General features: G+C 58.3%; 15 protein-coding genes. All 15 read left to right on the plus strand.

Annotation, left to right across the window (positions count from 1 at the left end; all coding sequences use genetic code 11):
- Positions 1 to 30 precede the first annotated feature (30 nt).
- Positions 31 to 1,617, plus strand: a complete 1,587-nt coding sequence (locus RMO15_RS30905; RefSeq protein ID WP_309722354.1) for an arylsulfatase — start codon at positions 31 to 33, stop codon at positions 1,615 to 1,617.
- A gap of 18 nt (positions 1,618 to 1,635) precedes the next feature.
- Positions 1,636 to 3,183: an arylsulfatase gene (locus tag RMO15_RS30910; RefSeq protein ID WP_309722355.1), complete on the plus strand. Its 1,548-nt coding sequence runs from the start codon at positions 1,636 to 1,638 to the stop codon at positions 3,181 to 3,183.
- Entirely contained in the window at positions 3,180 to 4,568 is a 1,389-nt protein-coding gene (locus RMO15_RS30915; protein WP_309722358.1) for a sulfatase, read from the plus strand. Before RMO15_RS30910 ends, RMO15_RS30915 begins: the two co-directional genes overlap by 4 nt.
- Positions 4,558 to 5,928, plus strand: coding sequence for a sulfatase-like hydrolase/transferase (locus RMO15_RS30920; RefSeq protein WP_309722360.1), 1,371 nt, complete (start codon positions 4,558 to 4,560; stop codon positions 5,926 to 5,928). Before RMO15_RS30915 ends, RMO15_RS30920 begins: the two co-directional genes overlap by 11 nt.
- The gene (locus RMO15_RS30925) at positions 5,929 to 7,476 is read left to right on the plus strand and encodes an arylsulfatase (protein WP_309722362.1); all 1,548 of its coding nucleotides are present in this window, start codon (positions 5,929 to 5,931) and stop codon (positions 7,474 to 7,476) included.
- A complete protein-coding gene (locus RMO15_RS30930) occupies positions 7,473 to 9,578 on the plus strand; it encodes a hypothetical protein (RefSeq protein ID WP_309722364.1) in 2,106 nt (701 codons plus the stop codon). The genes RMO15_RS30925 and RMO15_RS30930 overlap by 4 nt, the downstream gene beginning before the upstream one ends.
- Entirely contained in the window at positions 9,575 to 10,618 is a 1,044-nt protein-coding gene (locus RMO15_RS30935) for a sialate O-acetylesterase (RefSeq protein ID WP_309722366.1), read from the plus strand. The genes RMO15_RS30930 and RMO15_RS30935 overlap by 4 nt, the downstream gene beginning before the upstream one ends.
- Before the next feature lie 5 nt (positions 10,619 to 10,623).
- Positions 10,624 to 12,192, plus strand: coding sequence for a DUF4038 domain-containing protein (locus RMO15_RS30940; protein ID WP_309722368.1), 1,569 nt, complete (start codon positions 10,624 to 10,626; stop codon positions 12,190 to 12,192).
- Entirely contained in the window at positions 12,189 to 13,421 is a 1,233-nt protein-coding gene (locus RMO15_RS30945; protein WP_309722371.1) for a sialate O-acetylesterase, read from the plus strand. Before RMO15_RS30940 ends, RMO15_RS30945 begins: the two co-directional genes overlap by 4 nt.
- Positions 13,418 to 15,868 (plus strand): DUF1588 domain-containing protein, encoded by a 2,451-nt coding sequence (locus RMO15_RS30950; RefSeq protein ID WP_309722373.1) that lies wholly within the window; start codon positions 13,418 to 13,420, stop codon positions 15,866 to 15,868. Before RMO15_RS30945 ends, RMO15_RS30950 begins: the two co-directional genes overlap by 4 nt.
- A gap of 23 nt (positions 15,869 to 15,891) precedes the next feature.
- Complete coding sequence (locus tag RMO15_RS30955) at positions 15,892 to 17,301, plus strand: DUF1552 domain-containing protein (protein ID WP_309722375.1); 1,410 nt, start codon at positions 15,892 to 15,894, stop codon at positions 17,299 to 17,301.
- Between the two features lie 4 nt (positions 17,302 to 17,305).
- Positions 17,306 to 18,673: a sulfatase gene (locus tag RMO15_RS30960; protein WP_309722376.1), complete on the plus strand. Its 1,368-nt coding sequence runs from the start codon at positions 17,306 to 17,308 to the stop codon at positions 18,671 to 18,673.
- Entirely contained in the window at positions 18,673 to 19,974 is a 1,302-nt protein-coding gene (locus RMO15_RS30965) for a sulfatase-like hydrolase/transferase (protein ID WP_309722379.1), read from the plus strand. Before RMO15_RS30960 ends, RMO15_RS30965 begins: the two co-directional genes overlap by 1 nt.
- A gap of 39 nt (positions 19,975 to 20,013) precedes the next feature.
- Positions 20,014 to 20,907, plus strand: coding sequence for a dienelactone hydrolase family protein (locus RMO15_RS30970; protein ID WP_309722382.1), 894 nt, complete (start codon positions 20,014 to 20,016; stop codon positions 20,905 to 20,907).
- Positions 20,908 to 21,978 (plus strand): adenylate/guanylate cyclase domain-containing protein (locus tag RMO15_RS30975; protein WP_309722385.1); only part of this gene is annotated, 1,071 nt, incomplete at its 3' end.

Below are 21,978 nucleotides of genomic sequence, written 5' to 3' on the forward strand. Positions count from 1 at the left end.
CTGTCTGAATCCTTATTGCCCATGCATCCTATGAAACCACTCCATCGCCTCCACTTCGCATTGCTGTTTTCCCTCATCGCGTGTTGCGCCTGTCATGCCGTCGCCGCGCAGCCACTGTCAAAGCCCAACATCCTCGTCATCCTCGCCGATGACCTTGGCTACGGAGATCTGCATTGCTACAACCCGGAGCGCGGTAAGATTCCCACGCCCCAGATTGATAAGCTCGCATCGCAAGGGATGCGCTTCACCGATGGGCATTCGTCGTCGGGAGTGTGCTCTCCGTCGCGCTATACCCTGCTCACGGGACGCTATCACTGGCGTACAAAGCTGCAAAGTGGGATCGTCGACATGTTTGGTGCGCCATTGATCGCGCCGGATCGCATGACCATTGGCACGCTTGCCCAGAAGCAAGGCTACCGCACCGCGTGCATCGGCAAGTGGCATCTCGGCTGGGACTGGCCAATCACGAAGGAGCAGCGTCCGTTGCTCTCGCCTTCCAAGCAACTCACTTCCATTGGTGCCGTCCCTAGCCCACATCAGCTCGCCGCCTGGCGTGAAATTTTCTCCAAGCCTATCGCGGGTGGTCCGAGCACGCGTGGCTTTGATCTCTACTTCGGCACGGACGTTCCGAACTGGCCGCCTTTTTGCTTTATCGAGAATGATCACACGCTCGGTATTCCCACGGAGTTGCTATCGGGCGAGTACCTGCTCAATAACCAGGCGAGCAAGCAAGGCCCGGCGCTCAAAAACTGGAAATTTGAAGGCATCTTGCCTGCGCTGGGGGATCGGGCGACCCAGTTCATCACGGACTCTGCGGAGAAAAAGACCCCCTTTCTCCTCTATTTGCCGCTCACCGCACCCCATACGCCGCTCGCGGTGAACCCGCAGTGGAAGGACAAGAGCCACCTCAATCTCTACGCCGATTTTGTGATGGAGACCGATGCCCTCGTGGGCCGCGTGCTGGATGCACTAGAGAAAAGCGGGGTTGCTGACAACACCCTCGTTCTCTTTACGTCGGACAACGGCTGTGCTCCCTATATTGATGTGAAGGGCCTGGAAAAAAAGGGACACTTCCCCAGTGGCCCACTGCGTGGCTATAAGGCGGACGCCTGGGAAGGTGGCCATCGTGTGCCCTTTCTCGTCCGCTGGCCTCGTGAGGTGAAGGCAGGCAGTGTTTGCCACCAGCTCGTGTCTCAAGCCGATTTCCTCCGCACGGTTGCCGACGTGTTTGGCGTGACGCTTCCCGACAACGCTGGGGAGGATAGCTTCAGCCTCATGCCCCTGCTCAAAGGCGGTGACAAGCCTATCCGCGAGAGTGCCGTGAGTGCCTCCATCCAAGGCATCCCGGCGCTACGGAGCGGTTCCTGGAAATACATCCCCGCCCCCGGTTCAGGCGGCTGGGGTACGGGCGGGGATCAATCGCAGCCCGTTCAGCTGTACAATCTTGCCAACGACCTCGGTGAGACGAAAAATCTTGCCGCCGCGTTGCCGGAAAAAGTCGCCGAGCTGAAGGCTCTGCTGGAGAAACTCATCACCAGTGGCCGTAGCACACCCGGCACAGCACAAAAGAATGATGTCAAGGTCGTGCGTTATCCACGTCCAACACTAGCAAAGTAAAATGGTTCAATACTCACTATGAAGTATCTCTCAAAGCTCATCACTGCCCTGCTACTGGCTCTGCTTGCCGCGGTACCCGTCGCCGCCCAGCCAGCAGCAAAGCCTAACATTGTCTTCATCCTCGCCGATGATCTTGGCTACGGCGATGTGGGGTGCTACAACGCAGAAGCCAAGGTCGCCACACCAAACCTGGATCGGCTGGCACGGGAGGGGATGCGCTTCACCGATGCGCACTCCCCCTCGACAGTCTGTACGCCCAGCCGCTATAGCTTGCTCACGGGCCGGATGGCCTTTCGGATTCCCTACAGAAGCGTCTTTGAGGGTGTCGGTGGGCCCTGTCTGATCAAAGAGGACCAGCTCACCCTGCCGCAGCTACTCCGCAACCAGGGCTACACCACGGCGATGGTTGGCAAGTGGCATGTCGGCCTGAGCTTTTTTGACAAAGACGGTCAGCGTATCACCAAAGGCGGGATCGAGGGTGTCCGGCAGATTGACTACTCCCGCGCTATCCCAGATTCCCCGATCCACCGCGGGTTCGATAGCTTCTTTGGGACGGCGTGCTGCCCTGGTACGGACTATCTCTATGCGTTTATCGAGGGAGACCGTATTCCGGTGCCACCCACGCAGATACTCGACAAGTCCAAGCTGCCCAAACACCCGTATGCCAACGACAACCGCGCGGGAATGACTGCACCGGGCTACGACCTTGAGGACGTGGACATGGTCTTTCTTAAGAAGAGCCAGGTGTTTCTGGAGCAACACAAGAAAACCAACCCGAAGAAGCCGTTCTTTCTCTTCCACTCCATGAACGCTGTGCACCTGCCGTCGTTTGCCGCGAAGCAATTTCAGAGCAGCACAAAAGCCGGGCCACACGGGGACTTTATCCACGAACTCGATGAGATCGTCGGGGAGCTGATGAAGACCCTGAAGCGGCTGGGAGTGGACAAAAACACCGTGGTGATGTTCTCCAGCGACAACGGCCCCGAGACCGCCAGTATTGTTCACATGCGCACGGACTACGGCCACGATGGTGCGCGACCCTGGCGTGGGGTGAAGCGGGATCAGTGGGAGGGCGGCCACCGTGTGCCGTTTCTCGTCCGCTGGCCGGGGAAGATCGCGCCTAGCAGTAAAAGCGACCAGACCGTCTGCCTCACCGATGTGATGGCCACTTGCGCCGCAATCACGGGCACCGCGCTGCCCGATAACTCCGCCCAGGATAGCTTCGATCTCCTGCCCGTGCTACTCGGCAAAAAAGACGCGGGGCAAGTGCGCCCCTACACCCTGCACCAGACCATCAGCCTCGCGCTGGCGATCCGCAAAGGTCCCTGGAAGTATCTGGATCACAAAGGCTCCGGCGGCAATAACTACGACAACCCGGAGCTAAAGCGCTTCGCTCTGCCCGACACCGCTCCCGAGGCTCCCGGCCAGCTCTACAACCTGGAGACCGATCCGGGTGAGACAACCAATCTGTACTTCAAGCACCCGGAGATAGTCAAAGAGCTGAAGGCACTGTTGGAGAGCAGCAAGGCTGAGGGGCGCAGTGCCTCGAAGCGAGTACGGCCATGATAAAACACGTCCTTCCCCTCCTCTTTGCCTTGCTGGCACCGCAGGCGGCACTCCACGATGCCGATTCGCCAAAGCCCAATATCGTCGTCATTATGGTGGACGACCTCGGTTGGAAGGATCTTCACTGCTATGGCAATCCGAAGCTGGACACGCCTGCGCTGGATCAGTTGGCAACGGAAGGGATGCGCTTTACGAACGGGTATGCCGCCGCCCCGGTTTGCACCCCAACACGTGCCGCGATGATGACCGGGCAGTCTCCCGCGCGCTTGTGGATCACCAACCACGCGCCGGGAAACCCGGATGGGTTTTCGCTGAAGGGCTCCGACTTACAGGAGGCTGAAAACAGGCGCCACTTGCCTCTCGCTGCCGTGACCATAGCCGAACGGCTCTCTGCAGCCGGCTACGCCACGGCACATGTCGGCAAGTGGCACCTCTCCCACATCGGGCCTAACAAGCTGGGAGGAGTGACAGAGAAGGATCTCCGCCCGGACAAGCAAGGTTTTTCCCTCAATATCGGCGGCTATTCCGGCGGCGGTCCTCCCAGCTACTTCGCGCCCTATCGCATCCCGACCCTTGCCGATGGGAAAGAGGGGGAATACCTGCCGGATCGGCTCGCCGATGAGGCCATTGCCTTCATCCGTGAGCATAAGAGCGGCCCCTTCTTCCTGAACTGGTGGCCTTACTCCGTGCACTACCCCCTGCAGGCACGCGAGGCGGTGATCGCCAAGTACCGCCAACGTGGTGGCCTCAAAGACCCTATCTATGCCGCGATGATCGAGGACATGGACACCGCGATTGGACGTTTCCTCAAGGCGCTCGATGAGGCCGGTCTGCGTGAGAAAACGCTGGTCGTCTTCAAGTCGGACAATGGGGGATACAATGGCGACAACCGCCCACTTCGTGGGCTCAAGGGAATGCTCTACGAAGGCGGCATTCGGGTGCCCTGGATCGTCCGCTGGCCGGGAAAAGTCAAGCCCAGCACCACCAACGCCACGCCCATCATCAGTACGGACTGCTACCCGACGCTTCTTGAAGCCGCTGGCCTCACCCCGACACCAAACCAGGTTCTGGATGGCAAGAGCCTACTGCCGCTCCTCACGCAATCTCCGGGCTTCACCCGCGATGCCCTCTACTTCCACTATCCCAACTATGCCTTTCATAAACAGAACCGCCTCGGGAGCGCGATTCGGGAAGGCAAGTACAAGCTCATCCGCAACGATGACGATGGTTCGCTGGAGCTTTACGACCTGAAAACCGACATCGGTGAAAAAACAAACCTGGCGAGTCAATCCCCGGACATCGCCAAGCGCCTTGTCGGCAAGCTCGACACCTGGCTCCGCGAGACCGGTGCCCGAATGCCCGTGAAAAAAGACATTGCTAAATAACCTCACGCTACTCTGCCTTTTTGCCGTGTTCTTCAGCATAGGTGAAAAGCCTGCGAATGCGTCCAAGCCAAATATTATCGTCATCTTGGTGGATGACCTCGGGACAGGGCATGTGGGATGGCAGAACCCTAGAGTCAAGACTCCTCATCTCGACCGCTTGGCAAGTGCGGGTATCAAGCTAAACCGCCACTATGTCGCCCCGGTCTGCTCCCCCACACGAGTTGCGCTGATGACCGGGCGCTACTGGAGCCGGTTTGGCTGCAATGGTGCCTTGCCCAGTGAGTTCGACTCCCCCGCTGTCGCCATGCCACCGGGCACCGTGACCCTCAGTGCCTCGCTCAAGTCTGCGGGCTACCGAACGGCGCTGGTTGGGAAGTGGCATCTGGGTGCTCCACTTGAGGCCGGGCCAGAGAAGTTCGGCTTCGACCATTTCTACGGGCTCCGCGTGGGGGGGATGACACCGCTAAGCCACCAGTGGCTGGGGGAAGGCAAGTCGGCGCTGTGGCGAAATAAAACGGTCGTCGAGGAGCCCGGCCACATCACCGACCTTCTGGCCCGCGAGGCCGTGGACTGGATCGGCAAAAGCTCGAAGCGACCTTTCTTTCTCTACCTAGCTTTCACATCACCGCATGTGCCGCTGAGCGAATCAGAGACCTGGATGAACCTCTACAAAAGCCCCGAGATTGATCTCTCCCACCAGCTCTACTGGGCCGCGATCTCTCACTTAGATGCTGCCGTCGGCAAGGTAGTGGCCGAGGTGGAGCGCCGCGGACAGCGTGACAACACCCTGATCATCTTTTTGAGCGATAATGGTGCGCCCGGGCAGCCCAACCGAATGCAGGTGAAGCAAGATCTGGAAAACTATCCGAAGGTACCTCTGCCGGGAGAGAACACACCGTTTCGTGGTAGCAAGGGCATGATCTACGAAGGCGGGATACGTACGCCTGCTTTTATCACCTGGCCAGGGAAGCTCACGCCTGGGGTCTGCGAGGCTCCTCTGAGTATTACGGACTGGATGCCAACTCTAAGTGCGCTGGTTCGCTCGGAGCCAAAGCGTGATCTGAAGTGGGACGGCCTGAATATCTTGCCCACTCTGTTGGGGAGTACGGCTCCAACCTCTCGTATTCTCTACACCAAAGGCCCCTATCAAGCGTCTTCGATTTGCGAGGATAGCTGGAAGCTTGTGGTGCGCGATAAAGTGATTGAACTCTACAACCTCACTGAAGATATTGGAGAGAAGCAGAATCTCGCGGCGCAGAATCCCGAGCGGGTTCAGCAGCTACGCAGACAACTGGAAGCGCACGTGGCCAAAGATAATGACGCCGTGCCGCGCCAAAAAGAAGGGAAGTCTGTAAAGTAAATGGTTCCTACAAAGCCAAATATCATCTTTATCCTCGCCGACGACATGGGGTACTCGGATCTGGGGTGCTACGGGAGCGAGATCAAGACCCCAAACCTGGATGGCTTGGCCAAAAACGGTCTGCGCTTCACCCAGTTCTACAACACCGCACGCTGCTGGCCGAGCCGGGCGGGACTGCTCACGGGCTACTACGCCCAACAAGTCCATCGCGATGCCTTGCCAACGGTGCCGGGAGGCGTTCCCGGTGTGCGGCAGACTTGGGCGCGGCTGCTCCCGGACTTTCTCAAGCCCGCGAACTACCGTTGCTACCACAGCGGCAAGTGGCATATTGATGGCAAGGTGCTCGACGGCGGCTTTGACCGCTCGCTGAACGTGAGCAGTCCGGGTAACTTCTTCACGGCGAGGGGCAGCTCTCTCGACGATAAGCCCGTGCGGCCCCCCACCGACGAGAGTGGCTACTACCTCACGGTCGCCACGGCGGATCACGCGGTCGAGTGTCTGAAGGATCATGCGATCAGCTACCCAGACCGCCCGTTCTTCCAGTATGTCGCCTTCCACGCGCCCCACTTTCCGCTCCATGCGCTGCCCCAAGACATCGCCAAGTACCGCGATAAGTACCTCCTGGGCTGGGACGCACTGCGCACGGCACGCTTTGGTCGGCAAAAGAAAATGGGTGTTACCAAGACGACTCTCTCCGCGCTGGAGCGCGAGATTGGCCCGCCCTACGCCTTTCCCGACGACATCAAAAAGCTCGGGCCTGGTGAGGTGGATCGCCCGCTGCCCTGGAGCGGGCTCACGCCCGAGCAGCGCCGTTTCCAGGCGACCAAGATGGCGATCCACGCCGCGATGGTAGATCGGATGGATCAGGAGATCGGGCGTATTCTCGCACAGCTCAAGGCAATGGGGGCCTACGAGAACACGGTTATTTTCTTCGCGTCCGACAATGGTGCCAGCGCCGAGATGATGGTGCGCGACGGGGGCCACGATCCCGCCGCGCCGCCGGGCAGCGCGAAGAGCTATTTGTGTCTCGGCCCCGGATTTTCCAGTGCCTGCAATACCCCTTTTCGCCGACACAAGACCTGGGTTCACGAGGGCGGGATCACCACACCGCTGATCGCACACTGGCCCGTGGGCATCCGCGCCCGAGGGGAGCTTCGTCACACGCCGGGGTATGTCATTGATATCGTGCCGACCGTGCTGGAGCTCGCCGGTATTTCGAAACCCAAGGACTGGAAAGGTGAGCCGATCCCCGAGGCACCGGGTCGGAGCCTAGTGGCAGCCTTTGCCAAAGACAAGCAAATACCCCGCGAGAGCCTCTGGTGGCTCCACGAGGGCAACCGCGCTGTACGCGTCGGCGACTGGAAGCTGGTCGCAGCCAAAGGCGATCCCTGGGAACTTTATGATATGCGCACCGACCGCGCCGAGCAGATCAACCTCGCGACAAAGCTGCCGGGTAAAGTGAAGGAGCTAGAGCGCGTCTGGCAGAAGCAAACCGACAGCTTTACGGAGCTGGCCCAAAAGACCTCCCCAAAAAAGAGCGAACCATGAAAATTATCTATGACCGCACTGTCCCTCAGGCCGTGTTTGCCGCCGAGGAGATCACAAAGGCGAGTAAAATCGCCCTCAAGTCTGTGTCCAAACAAACCGTTCGGCTTGTGGTGGATGCGGCGCTTGGCGCACAGTCCTATGCCCTCTCTGCGAGTGCGGCTGAGATTCTCGTGCGGGGCGGCGATGCGGCGGGGGTGATGTATGGCGGGCTCGACATTGCAGAGGCGATTCGCACGAATGCGCTGGGATCGCCCAGCAAAAAAGAGACACGGCACACGCCGCATCTTGCGCAGCGTGGCCTGAAGCTCAATGTGCCCCTAGATCTGCGCACCCCCAGCTACACCGATCCGTCGGACGCGGCGCAGCAGAATATCCCCGAGATGTGGAGCCTGGCGTTCTGGCAGGAGCTCTTGGACGACATGGCGCGGCACCGTTACAACGTGCTCTCCCTCTGGAACCTCCATCCGTTTCCCAGTATCGTCAAAGTCCCCGAGTTTCCCGGTGTCGCGCTGGAGGATGTCTGGCGCACGAGCGCAAAGCTAGACGATAGCTTCGGCTTTGGCGGCCAGGACTATGTGCGGCCCGCGATGCTGGCGCAGCATGAAGTGGTGAAGCGGCTGACGATTGAGGAGAAAATTGCGTTCTGGCGCACCGTGATGCAGCACGCAAAAGACCGGGGCATAGACTTCTACTGGTTTACCTGGAATGCTTTTCTGCACGGAGCTGAGGGGAAAGATGGCCTCACCGGCGACATGGGCTCGCCCCGCACGGTTGCCTATTTTCGCGCCAGTGTCCGGGAGACAATCAAGACCTACCCTCTTCTAGCGGGCATTGGGATCACCGCCGGGGAGAACATGGAAGGCAACCTCGGGGGACTGAGCAAGGAAAACTGGCTCTGGAGAACCTACGGCGAGGGAATCCGCGATGCCCTCAAAGATGCGCCCACGCGCCCGTTTCGGCTGATCCATCGCTTTCATCAGACGGGCCTGACCGAGATCAAGACAGAGTTTGCCGAGCTTCCCTGTACGCTTGAGCTGAGCTTTAAGTACGCTGTCGCCCACATGTACTCCGTGCCCGACCCCAACATGATCAAGCCGGTTCTCCCACTGCTCAGCCCGGCGCTTCGCTCCTGGCTGACGGTGCGCAACGACGACATCTACAGCTTCCGCTGGGCCGACTATGACTTTGCCCAAGCGTTTATTAAGGCCATTCCTGGCCCCGACAAGATCGCGGGTTTCTACATGGGCTGTGATGGTTTCTTCTGGGGGCGCGACTTTCTCACCAAGAAGCCCAGCGGCACCCGCCCAACGGTGATGCAGAAACAGTGGCATTCGTTTGCACTCTGGGGCCGCCTTGCCTACGAGCCCGACCTGCCCGCCGTGACCTTCGAGCGCCTCACCGCGGCGCACTTTCCGGGAGTCGAGACCCCTAAGCTCCTCGCGGCCTGGGCAGACGCCTCTAAAACGTTTCCGCTGATCACCCGCTTTTTCTGGGGTGATATTGATCTCAAGTGGTTCCCCGAAGCCTGTCTCAGCCACCCACGATTCAAAGGCTTTTACACTGTGCGACACTTTATGGAGGGCGGCACGATGCCCGGTGCGGGCGTCCAGAATATCCTAGACTGGCGCAATAAAAAGCCCGGCGGTATCACGCCTCTGGAGCTCGCACAGGCGCTTCAGAGCAACGCGACACGTGCGCTTCAGGCTCTCCCTGCGCTTCAGCGAAAGAATCCCCAGAACGCGACGGAGTACACGGCGACGCTCGGTGACATTGAGGCCATGTCGCAGCTCGGGCTGTACTACGCGGCGAAGATTCAGGGAGCCTGTGCCCTCGCTCTCTTCGATAAATCTGGCGAGCCTGCCCAGCAGACCAGCGCCGTCCAGCATCTGGAAGCCGCGCTTGGTTACTGGACACGCTACGCCGCCACCTACACGCGCCAGTATGTCCAGCCCGTTCTCTACAACCGTGTGGGGTGGGTGGATATTCCCAAGCTCATCGAGAAAGTGGCGGAAGATATCACAATAGCCCGTGACTGGAAGCCGGGTACGATTGATGAAAGCAAGCTAAAGCGCTCTGGCACGGAGACAGGATTCAAAAAATGAAGAGATTCACGATGGCACTCTGCCTGATGGCAGCACTTGTACTGACTGGCTACGGCGTTTCGGCGGCGAAGCAAGACAGTGCCGAGAGCAAGAAGCCCGTCAAGGTATTTATTTTGCTGGGACAGTCCAACATGGTAGGCATGGGCGAGGTCGGCCCTGAGACAACCCAGGGAACGCTGGAGTATCTCACCAAGACGGCAAAGAAATATCCGCACCTACTGGACGAGAAGGGACAGTGGGCGGTTCGCAACGATGTCCGCTACACGTTTGTGATGCAGAACCGGGGCAACATGCAGACCGTGCAAAACGACTGGCTCTCGGTACGCGGCAAGACCATCGGGCCGGAGCTCACGTTTGGTCAGATTATGGGCCAGACACTGGAGGAGCAAGTGCTGATCCTCAAGACCTGCATCGGGAACCGGAGTCTGGGCTGGGATCTACTCCCTCCGGGGAGTGAGCGCTTCACCTTCGAGGGCAAGACCTACGCGGGCTACAAAGACGACACGCTTTCGTGGGTGGAGGGCGAGGAAAAGAAGCCCGTGGCCTGGTACGCCGGAAAACAGTACGACGACGACACGGCCAATGCTAAAAAAGTCTTGAGTGAGCTGGACAAGTACTACCCAGGGGCACAAAAATACGAGATCGCGGGCTTTGTCTGGTGGCAGGGGCACAAAGACCAGAACGCGGCGCATGCTAGCCGCTATGAGCAAAACCTGGTCAGCTTGATCAAGAACCTCCGCAAAGACTTCAACGCCCCAAAAGCCCCGTTCGTGCTGGCCGTGGGCTGTGGGAATCCCGGACGTGCAAGCTTCGGACTGCAGATCGCCGAGGCGCAGCTTGCGATGAACGATGCCAAGAAGCACCCCGAGTTTGCGGGCAACGTGCTCTGCGTCGAGTCTCGAGATTTCTGGAAAAGCAAGGAAACCTCCCCAAATCCAAAACAAGACTACCACTACTTCCGCAACGCTGAGACCTACCTAGAAGTAGGCAACGCACTCGGTCTAGCAATGGCGAAACTCCTAAAGCAAAAAAGCGAGTAACTCGTATGGGATCGATCGTCACTTCCACCAATGTCCTGCTGGAGATTTCGTTCCTGGCAAAGAAAACGCACCCTGATTCGTTCAAGAATACGGTGCTGGATGTCGTCTTCACCGATCCCAAGGGCGCGCAGAAGACAGTCCCTGCCTTTTGGGCTGGTGGCGCGCAGTGGAAAGTCCGCTACGCTTCCCCGATCGTAGGAGTTCATCACTACCGTAGCCAGTGTAGTGATCCTGAAGATGCCGGGTTGCACGGGGTCAGGGGCAATTTGGAAATCAAGCCCTACCGGCAGCAGAATTCCCTCTATCGTCATGGCCCCCTCCGGGTGGCGGCCGATCACCGGTACTTTGAGCATGAAGATGGTAGGCCATTTCTATGGTTGGGCGACACGTGGTGGAAGAATCTGTGCAAGCGGATGACCTGGGAGGGCTTTCAGGAGCTGACTGCCGACCGCAAGGCAAAGGGCTTCAATGCGGTGCAGATCGTTTGTGGACCCTACCCTGATGAGAACATGATGGAGGCACGCTGGGAGAATGAAGGCGGCAAGCCTTACGAGAAGATTGATTTCAGCGTGGTGAATCCCAAGTACTTCGAGTTCGCCGACCGTCGCATCAAGCACCTTGTCGACGCGGGAATCGTGCCGGTGATCGTCGGCGGTTGGGGGCGTCCGCAGGGCGGAGGACGGAGCACGCTGGCACAAGTGGGGCTCGACGGCTTCAAGCGGCATTGGCGGAACTTGATTGCCCGCTACGGTGCCTATCCCACAGTTTGGATCGTCGGCGGTGAAGCCAAGGATGCTTATGGCCCGTGGTCGGAGCTGGCGCAGTATGTAAAAGAAACGGATCCGTACCACCGTCCGCTTACTTACCACGCTCCGGGACACCCGCGTCAGGAAATTAAAGCGAATGCGGTCTTTGACTTCGATATGGTCGCGATCGGGCACGAAGGCTTTGCAACGGCGGCGCAAACTCTTGCACTGATGAAGTCCTGTCAGTCACAGCAGCCCACCAAGCCGGTGCTTTGCGGCGAGGCCTGCTATGAAGGACACATGCAAACTAATTTCCAGGATCTACAGCGTCACCTGTTCTGGAACTTTATGCTGAGCGGCGCGGCCGGCCACACCTACGGCGCAGCGGGCATCTGGCAGGCTAGCGTGGACGGCGACCCGGGCATTGATCCTATCTACGACTGGACGACTTGGAAAGAGGGGATGAACTACCCCGGATCAACTCAGCTCGGGATCGGCAAGAGGTTGCTGGAGCAGTATCCCTGGTCACGCTTCGAGGTGCATCCAGAGTGGGCCGAAAAGGATTGTTTCGCAGCGGGCATTCCGGGCAAGATCAGGCTCATCTACCAGCCCAAGCGTGGTATCTACAACTGGAAAGGAACGGTTGTAAAAGAGCTCGAACCCAACATCCGTTACACTGCTTACTACTTCGATCCCGCCACAGGAAGGCGCTTCGATCAAGGCATCGTCAACGCCCCCTCGGGCGAATATGCCGCGCCGCGACTGCCCTCCCCCCAGGACTGGGTGTTAGTCATCGAGAACTCCAAACCAAAAGCCAAAACACTATGAAACGCATCCTCGCACTCCTCATCACATCACTAATCGCCGTGTCCGCAGTGGCTGCTACGACGAAACCACTCCAAGTCTATATCCTCGCTGGGCAGTCCAACATGCAAGGTCATGCCAAGGTCACTACCTTCGAGCACATTGGCATGGACCCGGCCACCATGCCGATGCTCGCGGAAATGCTCGGCCCGGATGGAAAGCCAAAAGTCTGCGAGCGCGTTTGGATCTCCTCGATTGGATGTGTCGGCAATGGCGTCTCTGATATGACCGAGCAGACGGGCAAGCTGACCTCCGGCTTTGGTGCGGGGCGGAACGGACCGAAGATCGGACTGGAGTTCACGTTCGGCATTTACATGGAAAAGTCCACGGATGCGCCTATCCTACTCATCAAGACCGCATGGGGCGGCAAAAGCCTGAACACGGATTTTCGCCCGCCAAGCGCTGGGCCTTATGTGTTCAACGAAACCCAGCTCACTAATTTACAAAAGAAGGGTAAGGATCTCGTGGCCATTAAAGCCGCGAAGGAAAAGGAAACGGGCGTGAATTACCGCCTCATGGTCGAGCATGTGAAGAAGGTGCTTGGTGATATCAAACGCGTGGTGCCGGATTTTGATGCCGCGCAGGGTTACGAGCTGGCGGGCTTTGTCTGGTTCCAAGGCTGGAACGACCTGGTGGACACCGGCACCTATCCAAACCGCGACAAGCCCGGCGGCTACGATGCCTACAGCACAGCGATGGCACATTTCATCCGCGATGTGCGCAAGGATCTGAACGCACCGAAACTGCCCTTCGTCATCGGAGTGCTCGGAGTTGGTGGGCCGACCGCAGAGTTTGGCCCTGAGCAGCAACGCAACAAAAGCACTCAAGACAACTTTCGCGCCGCGATGGCGGCTCCGGCGCAAATGCCCGAGTTCAAAGGAAACGTCGCGGCCATGCGAACGGAAAAATATTGGGACCTTGAGCTAAGTGCTGCCCAGAAGAAGGATACGGGTATCAAAGATAAGGCTAAGAAGCTCGCCAAGGAAAACAAACTGAATCCCGCGGATGAGAAAGCCACGCTGGGAAAAATGCGCTTGGAAGGCCTCACCGAACGTGAGCGGCTGATACTGGAAAAAGGAATCTCCAACTTCGAGTTCCACTATCTCGGCTCTGCAAAAATTCTCGGCGGAATCGGCAAAGGCCTGGCCGAAATGATGGCGGAACTCAAACAGTTGCAACAAGCAAAATTATGAAATACATCTTCACGCCCCTCGTTGTGCTTTTTGCGGCTGCTAACCATGTCGCGAACGATGACGTTCCTCAACCTGTGCAGAGAGTTCTGCGAACCTATTGCTATGGCTGCCATAGCGAAAAGACGAGCAAGGGTGAGGTGCGCCTGGATACGATCTCGTCGTTGGATGCGAAAGTGCGGCTGGATCTGATGAATAAGCTTCAGGAACAGATTCACTTCACCGGGATGCCACCCCAGGATGAGAAGCAGCCGAATGCTGCGGAACGCAAGCTGCTCGCGGATTGGGTACGGGGCGAGCTGCTCAAGTCGAACGCGCCGTTAATTGAGGACAAACTTGGTTACCCCGATTACGGCAATAATGTCGATCACGACAAGCTCTTCAGTGGCGCGATTAAAGACAAGCCCTTCACTCCCGCCCGGCGCTGGCTGGTGAGTCCGCAGATTTTTAAGGGGCGGATCATTGATATCTTTAGGCTTAAGGGAGAGGCTTACTCAAAATACAAGAGCTTTTACGGCATCACCGCTCCTTTTGTGTTGCCGGATCGCTCGGGGATTCGCGATTACGCTCTCACTCCACTCGATGGGGGCCACTTGTTAGTGATGCTTACCAACGCAGATTGGATTTCCCAGAAGCAGATCCGGGCCGCACGGGTCAAGAAAGGGGACTTCAAGGCCGACTATTTTGAAAACCCGTCTGACCGGTTTTCCCCGCCAACTCCATCGGCCTTCGAAGCGGTCATCCTCAACACCGCCAAGCCCTCGGATGATGCGATCATCGCCGCCATCCAAGCCCAGTTTGGAATCGTACTCAAGCGCCCAGCCAGCGACAGGGAGCAGGCGAAGTATCTGGCGATGACCCGCTCCGCCATTGATCTGGCCGGCAACACCGAGGGACTGCGCCAGATGCTCGTCGCCGTTCTGTTGGAGTCGGAGTTTCTTTATCGCCTCGAATTTGGCGAGGGGGCAGCGGACGCAGACGGCAGGAAGATGCTCTCGCCCCGGGAGGCGAGTTATGCCATTGCCTATGCCTTGGGGGACTGGGGGCCGGATCCCGCATTGGTCAGGGCTGCCGCAGAAGGGCAACTGAAAAACAAAGAGGATTACAAGCGGGAAGTGCTGCGACTTCTTGCCGACGAGAACTACTACAAGGGCGTGATTGACCCGACTATGAACAATTCGGACGACACCTCCCATCCAAAGATCATCCGCTTCTTTCGCGAGTTCTTCGGTTATCCCAATGCGGTGAAGGTATTCAAAGACAATAAGCGTAGCGGCGGCTATTACCAAAATCCGGGGCGCGACAGCAGTGGGACACCCGGACGCCTGATCGTGGAAGCCGATAAAATCGTGGACCTATGTCTCAAACAGGATCGGAATGTGTTCGAGAACCTGCTCACTACGGACCAGTTTTTCATGTATCATAATGTGGACAACGAGAAAGGCTTGAAGATAATCGCCGGTTGGCGCGAACTTTACGAGACGCTCAAGGACACGGACTGGCGAAAGAATCCGGAGAAAGTCTTCGCTGAGCATCAGGAGCTGTGCAAGAAGCACAATGTTGATCTTGGGAAACTCACCCATTCCAACGATCTGCGACGCGTTATGGAGTATTTCTCCTTCACGTTTGGTAAAGGCAACACGCCCTTCACCACGTTTCCCTGGGCACACGGTTCTAACTTCAAATATTCGGAAAGCTATAGCATCGGGGGAACACCAGGGTCGCCTTTTCGAGGCGAAGAGAGATATGACGAGAACCATAATTTGAATTATCCGGTGGTTCAGCCCTTCAAGCTGGCAAATCATATGGGCTTGCTGACCCACCCTGCCTGGTTGATCGCCCATTCGTCCAACTTCCACACCGACCCCATCCGACGTGGGCGCTGGATTCAGGAAAAGCTGCTGGCAGGCCGCGTGCCCGATGTGCCAATCACCGTGGATGCCAAGATCCCCGAAGATCCCCACATGACCCTCCGGGAGCGCGTCGAGTCCGTAACCGGTCCCGCTCAGGCGGCGTGCTGGAAATGCCATCAGCAGATGAATCCGCTCGGCTATCCTTTTGAGAAGTTCGATGATTTTGGACGCTTTCGCGCAGAGGAACCTCTAGAGAACCCGGAAAACCTGATCAAAAAAGCCAAGCGTGAAAACGACGCCGATTCCTACAAAGCCAAGCCGGTGAGTACCGTTGGTAACCTCCGTGGAACAGGCAATTCCAAGCTGGATGGCCCCGTAAAAGATTCCTTCGACCTAATCCAAAGGCTCAGCAAATCCGATCGAGTGCGCCAGTCCATCATCCGCCATGCGTTCCGTTTCTATATGGGAAGAAATGAAATGCTGTCCGATTCGCAGACGCTCATCGCCGCCGACAAAGCGTATCGCGAAAGCGGCGGAAGTTTCAAAGCTGTGATTGTTTCCCTCCTAACGTCCGACTCATTCCTGTATCGCAAGTAAGACAACCAACGAGAACCACCATTATGAACACCAGAAGAGACTTCCTGAAATCATCCGCATTGGGCACAGGGGCATTGATGCTTCCTTCTTCCCTGTCGCAACTGTTCGAGGCACCCGTTGCTCGTCAGCCGCCGATGCGCTTTATCTTCATGCATAAAGGCAATGGCCTTTTTCCCAGCGTGATGGTGCCGCCTAGCTTGAGTGCGCAGGATATGGAGAAGGAAAACAAAAAAGAGGCGTTCGAAGTGGACCTCGACAAGCACGAACTGCCCAAATGGATGAGTGTGCTCAACGCCCACAAAAAGGATATGACGATTCTCCAGGGGTTGTCTGGCAGGATGTGCACCAACGGGCACCACTCGTGGCAGTCGTGTCTCGGTGTTTACGCGGCCACGGAGCGGCTGGCTTCCATCAAGTGGGCGACAGTCGATTTTGAGCTGGCCCGACTCTTTCCCTCACCCTTGGAGCACATTGAGCTGGCCTGTTTCCCGGATGGGGGCGGAAATGCGCGTGGAAATATCAATGGCATTGAAAAGGGTTTCTCCGCACGGGGTCCCCAGCAGCCTAACTATGCCTTTGGATCACCTAAAGTGGCCATTGATGAGTTGTTCAAGTCTGTTTCTAATAACGAAAGTGGCCGTGTCCGGTACGAACTTGAGCGCAAGTTATTGGAGTTCACGTCCGGCAATCAATCCGGGCTCAGCCAGGATCTCATCGGTCTGGAACTGGCGAAAGTCAAAAACTATGCCGATGCCATGGAAGACATACGCACGCGAAACAGGAAATTGGATGCGATGGGTGACATCATTGGCAAGAACATTCCGAAGTTGGATAAGAAGTACTTTGCGGACAATATTTCCACCATTGACCGGCAGCTCGGTCACACGGAGATTCTCCTGTCCGCACTGATTTCTGGCATGACCAATGTGGTTACTTTTACGGTTGATGAACTAGGCACGCCCTATACGGGAGTTCCCGGCCTCGAAACGGAGAAGATCAATCTGCACGACGTGGGGCATGGCAAGTCCGTCGGAAAACTGACTGCACCTGAAGTGAGGGAGCAGCTCTGTCATTCCCACATGACACTGATTGATACTATTGTCAGGCGGCTCAAGAGCGTTCCTGAGGGGAAGGGGACCATGTTCGACAACACCATGCTCTGTTATTTCCCGGACAATGGTGAGACCCATCACAGCACCGGCATCGAATGGCCTTACCTCATTATGTCGGGCAGGAATGCCAAACTCAACATCGCTGGTCGCTACATTCGCCTGCCTTACTGGGGCACCGAAGGACACAAGACCATCGGCAACTGGTTCACCACCATCCTCAATGCCTACGGTAACCCGATCAAACACTTCGGCGATCTGGATCTGGGCTTGAACAAATTGATCGCGGATCAGACCGGGCCGATCAAGCGGTTCATAGGCTAAATCGATGAAGCAACCTAATATCTTACTTATCTTGACCGAGGATCAGGGCACACAGGCCGGGTATCTCGGAACGCCGGGCGTGCAGACGCCACACATGGACGCACTGGCGAAAACATCCGTAGTCTTTGAGCGGGCATTTGTGGTCTATCCCGTCTGCTCGGCGTCGAAAGCCGCGCTCTACACGGGGATGTACAACCACGCCAACGGGATTCTCAACAACACCCTCAACTACCACAAGCCACTCGCGCGGCTCACCGAGGCCGAGAAAAACGTCCCGCTTTACAAGCGCAATCGCATCAAGCCCGAGGTGATGACGCTCACTGAGATTCTCAGCGCAGCAGGCTACTGGCAAGGGGTGACCCACAAGCTCCATGTGGCTCCGGCAGAAAAATTCCCCTACGACGAGTTCCTGCTCGACCCTAGCCAGCGCGCGGCGACTGAGTTTATCAAGCGAGCGCAGGAGAAGCAGAAGCCCTGGTTTCTGCTCTACAACATCCCCAACTCCCACCGGCCCTACCCGGATAGCGATAAAAAGCCGATCCGTGTCAAGCCCGCCGACGTGAAGCTCCCGAGCTACTTGCCCGACACGCCAGAGATCCGAAAAGACTGGGCGGAGTACCTGGCAGGTATTGAAGAAGCCGACGCCCGTGTCGGGGGAGCACTCGCGGCGCTTAAAGAGACGGGCACAGAGAACAACACGCTCGTGATCTTTCTGGGCGATCATGGCCCCAGTTTTCAGCACGGTAAGATGAGCCTTTATGATCTGGGCTTGCGCACGCCGCTGCTCATCCGCGCACCCGGAAGCAGAAAGTCCACTCGCACCGGTGCCCTGGTTAGTACAGTAGACTTGCTCCCGACGATCTTGGACTATGTGGGCGTGACTGGGCCGCCGGGCTTGCATGGCAAGAGCCTGCGTTCCCTTCTCGAAGGCAAGCGAAGTGCGCAGGGAGCCAAAGCCGTCTTTGCGGAGATCTCGCACCTGGGGGTGCTGCCCAATAATGGCATGCAGGAGCGCTGCGTCTTTGATGGGCGCTACCGGCTGATCTACCGCGAAGGCCCCCCAAAAGCCTGGCGACAGGTGAACGCGGACTCGAAAGACCCCAAGCCCTGGGGCAACCGAAGCTACAACGAGACGGTTCGGGTGAAAGAGCAGTTCCCCGTTGCGTTTCGCGTTCTCCAGGAGATGGACCCGCAGAGCTTCGGCATCACGCTCCCCACGTGCGAGCTCTACGACACGAAAACCGACCCCGATGAGCTGACCAATCTCGCCGAGGAACCTGCGCAGCAGGATAACCGCAAGCGCCTCATGAGCCTGCTGAAGAGCTGGGTACGTGAGACCAAAGACCCTGCGCTGAAAGAGGTCGCTCTCTGATGCCACTCGCTACGGCTGCCCCGCCACCCAATATCGTCTTCGTGCTGGTGGATGACATGGGCTATGCGGATCTTTCGTGCTACGGCAACACGCTCGCTAAGACCCCCAACATTGACCGGCTGGCTCGTGAGGGCGTTCGCTTTACCCAGTTCTATGTCAGCGCCCCGATCTGTTCGCCATCGCGCACGGGCCTCCTCACGGGGCAGTATCCCCAGCGCTGGCGCATGAACTCGTTTCTGGAGACACGCGCCGCAAATACAAAACGGGGGATGGTGCAGTGGCTGGACGTGAAAGCACCTAGTGTTGCGCGGGAGCTGCAACGCGCAGGCTATGCGACCGGGCACTTCGGCAAGTGGCACCTGGGCGGCCAGCGTGATGTCGGCGATGCGCCTCTGATCACGGAGTACGGTTTTGATACCTCGCTCACCCAGTTCGAGGGCCTGGGCGATCGGATTCTGCCGCTGCTCGATGCCTACGACGGCACTGCGCCCAAGAAGCACGCCCTGGGTAGTGACAACCTTGGTCGAGGGAACATCACGTGGATGGAGCGGGCAAAAGTGACGGGCGCGTTTGCCAGCCGGGCACAGGCGTTTATGACGGAGGCACGGGCCAAGAACAAGCCGTTCTTTGTCAACCTCTGGCTCGACGATGTGCACTCGCCGTTCTTTCCTCCCAAAGCCGTGCGCGGCGATGGGGCGAAGAAGATCCTCTACAACGCCGTGGTGCAGGAGATGGACTCCCAGCTCGGGCCGCTTTTTGAGTACCTTCGCACCGTTCCCAACACCCTCGTGATTGTCGCCAGCGACAATGGGCCGGAGCCTGGTGCAGGCTCGGCGGGAGCGTTTCGTGGACACAAGGGCAATCTCTACGAGGGTGGGATTCGGGAGCCGCTGATTGTCTGGGGGCCAGGGCTGGTCACACCCGGCGTGGTCAATGACAAAACCGTCGTGACATCCGTGGACATGTTCCCCTCGCTCCTGAAGCTGGCAGGCAAGTCCCAGGCACACGATGGGGAAGACCTGAGCGCCGCCTTGCTAGGCAAGAAGCAGCCGCTCCGGCGCCGCCCGATCTTCTGGAAGCGCCCCCCGGATCGCCCCGGCCCCAGTGCCAGCGAGCGCTTCCCCGATCTGGCGGTGCGTGAGGGCGACTGGAAGCTCCTGTGCATGACCGACGGCACCGCGCCGCAGCTCTACAACCTCAAGAGCGATCCTGGTGAGGCAAAAAACCTCGCCCAAGACCAGCCCGAGCGGGTGCGCCAGCTCACGGAGAAGCTTCTCGCCTGGAACAAAACGCTCCCCTGAAATTGGTATACTGACTGAAGAACGGAGCTGTCTATCATTATGGAACGCAAAAAAGCATCGGACTTTCCGCAGGAGCTACTGGAGCTCTTTGACCGGTATGTGCATGGGGGCATTGACCGTCGGACATTTCTCGAAGGAGCACAGAAGTTCGCCACGGGAGCGGTAACGGCGACCATGCTCTGGGAGAGCTTGCGGCCTAACTACGCCTGGGCACAACAAGTCCCCAAGGACGATAAGCGCATCAAGACCGAGACGGCCACGGTGCCCTCTCCCAAGGGCAATACGAACATTAAGGGCTATCTGGCCATGCCCGCCAAGGCAAAAGGCAAGCTGCCCGCGATCTTAGTGATCCACGAGAACCGGGGGCTCAATCCCTACATCGAGGACGTCGCGCGGCGGCTGGCGACCGAGAACTTTATCGCCTTCGCCCCGGATGGCCTGACTTCGGTGGGAGGCTACCCCGGCGACGATGAAAAAGGCGGGGCTCTCTTTCGTACCGTAGACCGGGCCAAGATGGGCGAGGACTTTATCGCAGCGGCACGCTGGCTGAAGGCACGTCCCGAGAGCAATGGCAAGCTCGGCGCCGTGGGATTTTGCTTCGGTGGTGGCATCGTCAACATGCTGGCGGTGAAGCTTGGCACCGAGCTCGCGGCGGGCGTGCCGTTCTATGGCTCGCAGCCCTCTGCTGAGGATGCGGCGAAGATCAAGTCGCCCTTACTGATCCAGAACGGCGGCCTCGACAAGCGCATCCTTGATGGCGCTCCGGCTTTTGAAGCAATCCTTAAGGCTAGTAACGTTCCCTTCACCGCCCATGTCTACGAGAACGCCAACCACGGCTTCCACAATGACACGACGCCACGCTACGACGACGCCAATGCTAAGCTGGCGTGGAAGCGGACTCTGGAGTTCTTCAATAAGTACACGCGGAGCTAGATGAACCGTCCCGAAGGCACCGTCACACTTCTTTTTACGGATATCGAGGGGAGTACCAAGCTCTGGGAGGCACATCCTGAAGCGATGCGCCTTGCCCTCGCTCGCCACGATGCCTTGCTGCACGAGGCAATTGCGGCAGCCGAGGGCACTGTCTTTAAGACGATCGGTGATGCGTTCTGTGCCGCCTTTGCCACCGCCCCCAACGGCCTCGCAGCAGCTCTTGCCGCTCAGCTTGCTTTAGCCGCGGAGCCGTGGCCGGAGCAAGTGCCGATCAAGGTTCGGATGGCGCTCCACACGGGCGCGGTCGAGAGCCGCGAGGGCGACTACTTCGGCCCGCCCCTCAACCGAGTCGCACGCTTGCTCGCCACCGGGCACGGCGGGCAGACACTACTCACGCAGGCAGCCCAGGAGCTGGTGCGCGATAGTCTTCCGCCGACCGCCACACTTCGGGAGCTGGGCGTGCACCAGCTCAAAGACCTCGCACGCCCGGAGCAGGTCTACCAGCTCCAGTATCCCCGCCTCCCGGAGAGTTTTCCTGCGCTCAAGTCGCTCTCGACACACCCTAACAACCTACCTCAGCAAGTCACCAGCTTCATCGGACGCGAGAAAGAGCTGGTGGAGGTTCAGGAGCGGCTCGCACAAACGCGTCTGCTCACGCTCACGGGGGCAGGCGGAAGTGGAAAGAGTCGCTTGAGTTTGCAAGCCGCCGCCGATCTGCTGGAGCGCTTCCCCGATGGCGTCTTTTTGGTCGAGCTGGCCCCGCTCGCCGACCCGAATCTTGTCGTGTCCACGGTGGCAAGCGTTCTGGGCGTCAAGGAAGAAGTGGGAAAGCCGATCCTGGCCACGCTCACCGAAGCTCTCAAGACGAAGACGCTTCTCTTGCTTCTGGACAACTGCGAACACGTTCTGGATGCCAGCGCGAAACTCGCTGATGCGCTGATTCGTTCTTGTCCTGACGTGAAAATTCTGGCGACAAGCCGTGAAGGACTGGGCATCGCCGGGGAGTCCACCTATCGCGTTCCTTCGCTTTCCCTGCCCGATCCCAGGCAAACCCAGACGGCGGCGAGTCTG

Source organism: Armatimonas sp. (assembly GCF_031410135.1).
Taxonomy (GTDB): Bacteria; Armatimonadota; Armatimonadia; order Armatimonadales; family Armatimonadaceae; genus Armatimonas.